Here is an 8,841-nt window from a genome sequence, read left to right as displayed (position 1 = left end):
CCGTAGCCGAAGACGAAGCCGAAGCCGAAGCCGAAGCCGAAGCAGAACTCGTCGATGAGGACGACACAATGACAGAGTATAAGCACTGATGAGTGCCGAAGACGAAAAATTACAGAAAGTGTTGGCGCGCGCCGGACTGGGGTCGCGCCGTGAAATGGAGAGGGCCATCAGCGATGGTCGCGTACAGGTCAATGGCCAATTGGCGACCTTGGGTGACCGGGTCGACAAGGCGGCGCGTATTGTCTTTGATGGCCGGCCACTGAGGGTCGATAGGGGAAGTGGCCGGCCACGAGTATTGCTATACAACAAACCCGAGGGTGAAATTTGCAGCCGCAAAGACCCCGAGGGACGGCGTTCGGTATTTGATCGCCTGCCCAGGGTTACCGGCGAGCGCTGGATTTGCGTAGGCCGGCTGGACTTTAATACAACTGGCCTGCTGCTGTTCACCACCGATGGCGACTTGGCCAATAAGCTAATGCACCCCTCTACCACCATCGAGCGGGAATACCTGTGTCGAGTGATGGGAAGCGCCAGCGAGCAAAACTTGCAGCAGCTGGTCGATGGGGTACAACTCGATGATGGTCTGGCCCGCTTTACCGATATTGTCGATGGCGGCGGAGAAGGGATTAATCACTGGTATTACGTGGTGATTATGGAAGGCCGAAATCGTGAAGTGAGAAGACTGTGGGAGTCGCAGGGCCTGCAGGTCAATCGATTGAAGCGAGTGCGCTACGGAACGGTCTTTATACCCTCTAAAGTGAAGGTGGGGATGTGGACTGAATTGCCGGAAAAAGAGGTTAACGAGGTCTATGCCATGGCTGGCATGGCGCCGCCGGCAGCCGATGTTGCGGCGGTCAAGCCGGGCCGACGCCGTTGACTGAGCGGCTGTTATAGAAAAGGCCCGCGGTTGCGGGCCTTTTATTAAACGGCTTGTCGGCGTCGTGCGGCGCCGCTGTTGGGGTTAGTGAAACGCTTGTTTTTGGAGAGCGGTGGCGGTATCAATGCCATCCCAGTGGTCGACTCGGCCTTCTCGCCAACCAGTTATCCATTCCTGTTTGAGTTGTTGCTGAGTGTGAGGGCAGTTCTCTTTGTTTTTGCCGGTGATGCCGGCCTGATAACCACGTTGGTAGGCGCGCTCTGTCATGTCGCGTTTCTGTCTTCTCATAGGGCAATAGCCTCCATTGTTCAACGTGCACTCACCGCACATACGGCGACATCTGCGCCGCAGCGGTGAACCAAGGTTGTGGGCCCGGTGACACAGGGCCTACAACCGAACTACCATGTAAGCAAACTTTAACAATTCCGGCGAAGACCAATTTTGCATAAGGCGCCGAGCTTTTAGAGGGTTGCCGAATAAAGTGGCTAAGCTATTGAGAAATTATATGATTTTCCATGACGACAAGGTCTCGGACGGCGCGATATGAGTCAAATTTTGTCGCTGATATTGACTTGCCCCAAGGGCTTGGAAGGGCTGCTGGGTACTGAGGCCGAGCAGTTAGGGGCCTGCAAAACCGCTGAGACCGTCGGTGCAGTGCGGGTCGATGCCAGCCTGGAGGTGATGTACCGTCTGTGTCTGTGGTCGCGGCTGGCCAACCGGGTGCTGCTGCCGGTCGCGGAGTTCAGTGGCGATAGCTCTGAGCAGCTGTACGACGGTCTGCGCGCTGTCGACTGGCCCGAGTTTATGGGGCCAGGGGCCAGTCTGTTGGTGGACTTTGCCGGCCGCAGTCGCGAGATTCGCAACAGTCATTTTGGTGCCCTGCGCTGTAAAGATGCCATTGTCGACAGTTTTGTCGAGTTGGGCTTGGAAAGGCCCAATATTGCAAAAACGCAGCCGGACCTGCGGGTGCATGTGCGCCTGCGTAAGGGGCGGGTGGTGGTGGCCCTGGATTTGTCGGGTGAGAGTTTACACCGCCGCGGCTATCGGCAGAGCGGCGCCTTGGCGCCGCTGAAGGAAAACCTCGCGGCGGCCTTGCTACTGCGCGCGGATTGGCCGGGAATTGCCAGTCGCGGCGGTGGCTTGTTGGATCCGATGTGCGGCAGTGGCACGCTGCTAATTGAAGCGGCGATGATGGCCATGGATATTGCCCCTGGTTTACAGCGCAGTTATTGGGGTTTTAGCGCTTGGCGTGGTCACAGCGAGCCCTTGTGGCGGCAGTTGTGTGAGCAGGCTAAGGAGAAGCAGCGCTTGGCGGAAGGCCGTGAATGGCCGCAGATTTGGGGCTATGACGGCAATGGGAAAATAGTCTCTCAGGCCCAGGATAATATTCGCCGCGCCGGTCTTGCGCGCGTACTGAAGGTGGCCAGGCGTGAGTTGGCCGAGCTGGAGCCGCCCAGCGAGGGCACGCTGCCGGGGTTGTTAATTTGTAATCCCCCCTATGGCGAACGTCTGGGTGAAGAGGCTGAGTTACTGCACCTGTACCGGGCTTTGGGGCAGTCGTTGGCGGAACATTTTATGGGTTGGGACGCGGCGGTGTTTACCGGTAACCCCGACTTAGGTAAGCGCATGGGGATACGCAGTTGCCGGCAATATCAGCTATTTAACGGCACGATTCCCAGCAAGTTGTTGTTGTTTAAGGTGCGCGAGCAAGACGTGATTCACGAGCGCGCGGCGCCCGCGATGGAAGCCGCAGCGGTTACCCTATCGGGTGGCGCAGAAATGTTCGCTAACCGCTTGCGCAAGAACCTCAAGCGCATGGAAAAATGGCGCCGACGCGAAGGCATACACTGCTTTCGTGTTTACGATGCAGACATGCCGGAATACGCCGTGGCGGTGGATTGCTATGAGGGGGCCGTGCATGTGAGTGAATATGCTGCGCCGGCATCGGTTAATGACGATGACGCGCGGCGGCGTCTCGCCGAAGTGATGCAAGCCTGTTCGGTAGTGTTCGGCGTCTCGCCCAGTGCAATCGCGCTTAAGGAGCGTCGCCGTCAGCGTGGTAAAACCCAATATGAGCGGCAGGCGCCGACCGGAAAAACCTTAGAAGTGAGAGAAGGGCAGGCTACATTACTGGTTAATCTTTATGATTACTTGGATACGGGCTTATTCCTGGATCATCGGCCGGTGCGTATGGATATTGCCGCCCGCGCTCGCGGCAAGCGTTTTTTGAACGTGTTTTGTTACACCGCAGCGGCGACGGTGCAAGCTGGTTTGGGGGGCGCGCGCCATAGTACTTCGGTGGATATGTCGCACACCTACCTTAAATGGGCTCGGCAGAACTTGTCGCTAAACGGTCTAAGTGAGGCCCGGCATCGCACAGAGCAGGGCGATGCGCGGCGTTGGTTAGCGGATTGTGAAGAGCAATTTGATCTAATTCTGTTAGATCCACCGACGTTTTCAAACTCTAAACGTATGGACGATGTATTAGATACCCAGCGCGATCACAGTACGCTGATTGAGCAAGCGATGCGCTGTTTGAGCGATGACGGTCTGCTGATTTTTTCCACGAACAAGCGCGGTTTTATTTTGGACGAAGCATTGTCGCAGCGCTTTGCTGTTGAGGATCGCTGTGGCTGGTCTTTGGATGAGGATTTCAAGCGGCGCAGCAAGCCGATTCATTATTGTTGGTACATTCGCCACCGCTGAGGCGCTTTGCGGCGTCTATAAAAAAGGCGGCCAAAGGCCGCCTTCTCTGTGCACTCTATGATTAGAGGACGGTGACGTTCGCCGCTTGAGGGCCTTTCTGACCGCTCTGCACGTCGAATTCAACGGCCTGGCCCTCGGCCAGTGTTTTGAAGCCAGAGCCAGAAATGGCGCTGAAGTGAACAAAAACGTCTGGGCCGGAATCCTGCTCAATGAAACCAAAACCTTTAGTCTCGTTGAACCATTTTACTTTACCAGTGCTTCTGGACATGTCTTAAAACCTCGTTGTGTTATTTGTGCCTTGTGTGGCTTGAGCTGAGATAGGCAGGGTAGTTATGAAACAGAACGAGGTACTAAAAACGACTTCGTGGTGCTTTTACATAAAACCAAGCTGCATCTATAGCCAGCAAGTACATTTTATACACAGTCCTAAGCGGTATAGAAAGCCTTTTGCGCCCGATAAAATAAATTTTTTATGACGACTTTCGCGGCGGCAAGCCCGTGTGTTGAGTCAGCATGCGACCGCCTTTGGCATTTTTGGATTTCCAGTTGGCGGGCTGGCGCGGGGGCACCAGATGTTTTTTGCCATAGCCGATCAAGTCCTTGCGGCCCATTTTTAACAGTGAATCTCGCAGTGCTGGCCAGCCCTCTGGGTCGTGGTAACGCAGGTAGGCTTTGTGCAAGCGGCGCTGCTTCAGGCCCTTGGCACTGAACACGGCCTCGCTGTTGCGGCTGACTTTGCGCAGCGGGTTTTTGCCCGAGTAATACATCGCTGTGGCGTTGGCCATGGGTGAGGGGTAAAAGGCCTGGACCTGATCGGCGCGAAAGCCGTTGCTCTTCAGCCACAGCGCCAAGTTCATCATGTCCTCGTCGCGGGTGCCCGGGTGGGCGGCGATAAAGTAGGGGATCAAATACTGCTCTTTGCCGGCTTGTTTTGAGTATTTGTCGAACATGGCTTTGAAGCGATCGTAGCTGCCCATGCCCGGTTTCATCATTTTGCTCAGCGGCGAATCTTCCGAGTGCTCGGGGGCAATTTTCAGGTAGCCGCCAACGTGGTGGGTGACCAGTTCTTTGACGTATTCGGGCGTTTCCACCGCCAGGTCATAACGCAAGCCGGAAGCGATCAACACTTTTTTGATGCCCTTGAGGCCGCGAACGTCGCGGTAGAGCTCGATGAGCGGTGTTTGGTCGGTATTCAAATTTTTGCATATACCGGGGTAGACGCAGGATAGGCGTCGGCAGCTTTTCTCAATCTCTTCACTTTTGCAGGTCAGCTGCCACATGTTGGCAGTGGGGCCACCGAGATCGGATACCACGCCGGTAAAACCGGGGGTTTTGTCGCGGATTTTTTCCACTTCGCGGACGATAGAGTCTTTGGAGCGACTTTGAATGATGCGGCCTTCGTGTTCGGTGATAGAGCAAAAGCTGCAGCCGCCAAAACAGCCGCGCATGATATTGACCGAGTTGCGAATCATCTCGTAGGCGGGTATGCGGGCATCGCCATAGCGCGGGTGGGGGCGGCGCTGATAGGGCAGCTCAAACACCCAGTCCAGTTCTTCAGTGGTCAGCGGAATCGGCGGAGGGTTTAACCACACTTCTTTATCGCCGTGCTGCTGCACCAGTGCCCGGGCATTGCCGGGGTTGGTTTCCAGGTGTAATACGCGCGCCGCGTGGGCATAGCTTACCGGGTCTTTCTTGACCGTCTCGTAGGCGGGCAGACGAATGACCGTACGCTCAGCTGGCGCGGCGTTTTTGCGGGCCTGGCGCGGATCGATAATGGTTACGGTTTGCACGGCCTCGGCGTCTGCGGCGGCATTTTTTTGCTCGGTCTTGCAGGCGGGGTCGGCGCTGGTGTCCACGTAGGGGCTGGTAATGGGGTCGACTTTGCCGGGGCGGTCGATGTCGCTGGAATCGACGACTGTCCAGCCGGCGGGCACGGCGTTGCGAATAAAGGCGGTGCCGCGCAGGTCGCGGATATCGGCGATATCTTCGCCCCGCGACACGCGGTGAGCGAGGTCGACGATCGCCCGTTCGGCATTGCCGTAAAGCAGAATGTCGGCGCGTGAGTCCATCAGAATAGAGCGGCGGACCTTATCGCTCCAGTAGTCGTAGTGGGCAATGCGGCGCAAGCTGGCCTCGATCGAACCGACCACGATGGGGCTGTCTTTGTAGGCCTCACGGCAGCGTTGGGAATAGACGATGACGGCGCGGTCGGGGCGTTTGCCCCCGACATTGTCAGCTGAATAGGCATCGTCGTGACGCAGGCGCCGGTCCGCGGTGTAGCGGTTGATCATCGAATCCATATTGCCGGCGGCGACACCGAAGAACAGATTGGGCTGTCCCAGTGCGGTAAAGGCCTCGGCGGATTGCCAGTCGGGCTGGCTGATAATGCCGACGCGGAAGCCCTGGGCCTCTAGCACTCGGCCGATGACTGCCATACCAAAGCTGGGGTGATCTACATAGGCGTCGCCAGTGACAATGATGATGTCACAGCTGTCCCAGCCCAACGCGTCCATTTCTTCGCGGCTGGTGGGCAGATAGGGGGCGGTGCCGAAGCACTCTGCCCAATAGGGGCGATGGCTGAAGATGGCCGGTGGTAATGACATGACGTAGCTACTCTCTAATGAGGGCGCATTGTAGCGGAAATTGCCGGCGGCTGCTGCCATGGCACAGTGTTGAAGAATCGTAAATTTGGCGGCTTGACGCTTGCTATTAGCCCAGATCGTGGCTAAATAATGCGACTGATCAAAGACTTGGCACCTGGAGCGCGCAATGGAGTGGCTGAACAACAACGTAGAGTACTGGCATTGGATGGTTTTGGGTCTGCTGTTGGTGGCCAGCGAAATTTTTGTGCCCAGCTTTGTCATGCTGTGGTTTGGCGCCAGCGCGATAGCGGTGGGGCTGATCAGCGCGGTGGTCGAGCTCAGTTTCAGTGTGCAACTGCTGATTTGGGGCGGGCTGTCCGTCGTCGACTTGTTTTTGTGGTTCCGCTTCGTCCACCCGCGCATGAAAGACCGCAGTTTATCGGGCATGTCCCGCGAGCAGGTGATTGGCCAGGAGGGCATGGTGATTCGCGCCGCAGATCACGGCGAGGGCTGCGTGCGCTTTAGTGTTCCGCTGATGGGCAGTGATGAGTGGGCCTACATTTGCCGGGAAACACTGGCGGTGGGCGACCGGGTGGTGGTCGAAGAGATCTCAGGCAACTCGCTAATTGTGCGGCGCCAGCACAGCGCCGCCGAGCAGCCGCCGCGGTAGCGCGGCGGCGCCACGTATTTTTTAATTATTATAAGGAGCAATACTATGGACGGCTTGGCAGTTACTGGCGCGCTGGTTGTACTGGTTATCGTGACATTGTCGATGGGGGTGAAGACGGTTCCCCAAGGCTATAAACATATCGTGCAGCGCCTGGGGAAGTATCACAGCACGTTAAACCCGGGCTTGAATTTTATTATTCCCTATGTGGATCAAGTGGCTTACCGCATTACCACCAAGGATATCGTGTTGGATATTCCCTCCCAGGAAGTCATCACGGAAGATAATGCGGTGATCATTGCCAACGCGGTGGCCTATATCAACATCGTGTCGCCGGAGAAGGCGGTGTACGGTGTGGAGAATTACACTATTGCTATCCAAAATTTGGTGCAAACGGCGCTGCGCTCGATCGTTGGTGAAATGTCGCTGGATTCGGCGCTGTCGTCTCGGGACCAAATTAAGGCCAAGCTGAAAGCCGGTATTTCCGATGACATTTCCGACTGGGGGATTACCCTTAAAACCGTGGAAATACAGGATATTAACCCTTCGTCGACCATGCAGAGTGCGATGGAAGAGCAGGCGGCGGCCGAGCGCCAGCGCCGCGCGGCGGTGACCAAGGCCGAGGGCGAAAAACAGGCCGCCATTTTGGAAGCGGAGGGGCGTTTGGAAGCATCGCGCCGCGACGCCCAGGCTGAGGTGGTATTGGCCAAGGCCAGCGGCGCCGCCATTGAACTGGTCTCTGCCGCGGTGCAGGGCGATGAGTTGCCGGTCATGTATTTACTCGGTGAAAAATACACCGAGGCGCTGCGCGACTTGGCGGCCTCGGATAATGCCAAAACCGTAGTGTTCCCCGCCGACCTGCCACAGGCGGTGCGCGGCATACTCAATCGCGGCTGACGGCTACGCAGTTATTGCTCCCCAGTGTTAAGGATGTTGTTGTAGATGGAACACACATACCGTTTGATCACCAGCTGCCCGGACCGGGTAGGTATCGTCGCCAAGGTCAGCCAGTTTGTCGCCGATCAAGGCGGTTGGCTGACCGAGGCTAACCACCATGCCGACGCCGACAATAACTGGTTTTTTATGCGCAATGAGATCAAGGCCGAGTCCTTGGGCATAGGGGCCGACGCGGTGCGTGAAGCGTTTCGTCCCATTGCCGAGGCCTATGATATGCAGTGGGAGTTGGTCGATTCGGCGCGCCGTCGCAAGGTGGTGATTCTCGCCAGTCACGCCTCTCACTGCATTGCTGACCTCTTGCACCGCTGGCACAGCGATGAGCTTTACTGCGATATTCCCTGCGTTATTTCCAATCACGAAAACCTGCGCAGTATGGTGGAGTGGCACGGCATTCCCTTCGAGTACGTGCCGGTCGATCCGCAAAACAAGGCGCCGGCCCATGCACGCATTCAGCAGTTAACGGCGGACTACGGCGCGGACTGTGTAGTGCTGGCGCGCTATATGCAGATTATTCCACCGGAGTTTTGCCGTGCTTATAGCGGCCGGATGATCAATATCCACCACAGTTTTCTGCCGTCATTTGTCGGTGCCAACCCCTATCAAAAAGCCTATGACCGGGGAGTAAAGCTCATTGGTGCAACCAGTCACTATGTGACCGAGCAGCTCGATGAGGGGCCGATTATCGAGCAGGATGTCATCAGAGTGTCACATCGGCACAGCAAGGAAGATCTGGTGAGACTGGGTAAAGATGTGGAAAAAGCAGTGTTAGCGAGAGCCTTGCGCAACCACCTTGAGGACCGGGTACTGGTACACGGCAATAAGACCGTCGTTTTTGATTGAGCTGCGTGTCGCACCATTGTCATAAAGTTGTCATATAAGACCGTTTAAATGCAGACTTAAGTAATGACGGCTTGGCAAGGGGTAACATGAGCACAAAAACCATTCTCATCGTCGATGATGAAGCTGCGATTCGCGAGATGATCCGCGTTGGTTTGGAGCTGGCCGGATATGACTGTCTGGAGGCTGAGAACGCCCAGCAGGCGCACGGTATT

The 8,841-nt window shown here is 56.5% G+C and carries 8 protein-coding genes and 1 pseudogene; 6 read left to right on the top strand and 3 right to left on the bottom strand.

Annotated elements, in window-relative coordinates:
- Positions 1-88: 88 nt before the first annotated feature.
- Positions 89-877: a 23S rRNA pseudouridine(2605) synthase RluB gene (gene rluB / locus ABYM29_RS13390; RefSeq protein WP_372865275.1), complete on the top strand. Its 789-nt coding sequence runs from the start codon at positions 89-91 to the stop codon at positions 875-877.
- An 84-nt stretch (positions 878-961) separates the two neighbouring features.
- On the opposite strand, the gene rmf is transcribed toward rluB, so the two are convergent.
- Positions 962-1,165: a ribosome modulation factor gene (gene rmf, locus ABYM29_RS13385; RefSeq protein WP_372865274.1), complete on the bottom strand. Its 204-nt coding sequence runs from the start codon at positions 1,163-1,165 to the stop codon at positions 962-964.
- 255 nt (positions 1,166-1,420) lie between these two features.
- Here rmf and rlmKL point away from each other — a divergent pair, with 255 nt between their 5' ends.
- Positions 1,421-3,583, top strand: coding sequence for a bifunctional 23S rRNA (guanine(2069)-N(7))-methyltransferase RlmK/23S rRNA (guanine(2445)-N(2))-methyltransferase RlmL (gene rlmKL, locus ABYM29_RS13380; RefSeq protein WP_372865273.1), 2,163 nt, complete (start codon positions 1,421-1,423; stop codon positions 3,581-3,583).
- Between the two features lie 61 nt (positions 3,584-3,644).
- Here rlmKL and ABYM29_RS13375 read toward each other — a convergent pair whose 3' ends face one another.
- Together ABYM29_RS13375 and ABYM29_RS13370 are read right to left on the bottom strand one after the other, a co-directional pair.
- Entirely contained in the window at positions 3,645-3,851 is a 207-nt protein-coding gene (locus tag ABYM29_RS13375; RefSeq protein ID WP_168450457.1) for a cold-shock protein, read from the bottom strand.
- 202 nt (positions 3,852-4,053) lie between these two features.
- Positions 4,054-6,186 (bottom strand): YgiQ family radical SAM protein, encoded by a 2,133-nt coding sequence (locus ABYM29_RS13370; protein ID WP_372865276.1) that lies wholly within the window; start codon positions 6,184-6,186, stop codon positions 4,054-4,056.
- A 166-nt stretch (positions 6,187-6,352) separates the two neighbouring features.
- Here ABYM29_RS13370 and ABYM29_RS13365 point away from each other — a divergent pair, with 166 nt between their 5' ends.
- The 4 genes and pseudogenes from ABYM29_RS13365 to ABYM29_RS13350 form a co-directional block, all read left to right on the top strand.
- Entirely contained in the window at positions 6,353-6,835 is a 483-nt protein-coding gene (locus ABYM29_RS13365) for an NfeD family protein (RefSeq protein WP_372865272.1), read from the top strand.
- A gap of 45 nt (positions 6,836-6,880) precedes the next feature.
- The gene (locus ABYM29_RS13360; protein ID WP_372865271.1) at positions 6,881-7,729 is read left to right on the top strand and encodes an SPFH domain-containing protein; all 849 of its coding nucleotides are present in this window, start codon (positions 6,881-6,883) and stop codon (positions 7,727-7,729) included.
- A gap of 45 nt (positions 7,730-7,774) precedes the next feature.
- The gene (purU, locus tag ABYM29_RS13355) at positions 7,775-8,629 is read left to right on the top strand and encodes a formyltetrahydrofolate deformylase (RefSeq protein WP_372865270.1); all 855 of its coding nucleotides are present in this window, start codon (positions 7,775-7,777) and stop codon (positions 8,627-8,629) included.
- Positions 8,630-8,715: 86 nt separating this feature from the next.
- Positions 8,716-8,841: pseudogene (locus tag ABYM29_RS13350) on the top strand (DNA-binding response regulator); the annotation flags it as partial.

The sequence above is a fragment of the Spongiibacter sp. genome (assembly GCF_041602295.1).
Taxonomy (GTDB): domain Bacteria; phylum Pseudomonadota; class Gammaproteobacteria; order Pseudomonadales; family Spongiibacteraceae; genus Spongiibacter.
Note: the sequence above shows the minus strand (reverse complement) of the source record. Positions and strands in the feature narration are given on the sequence as shown.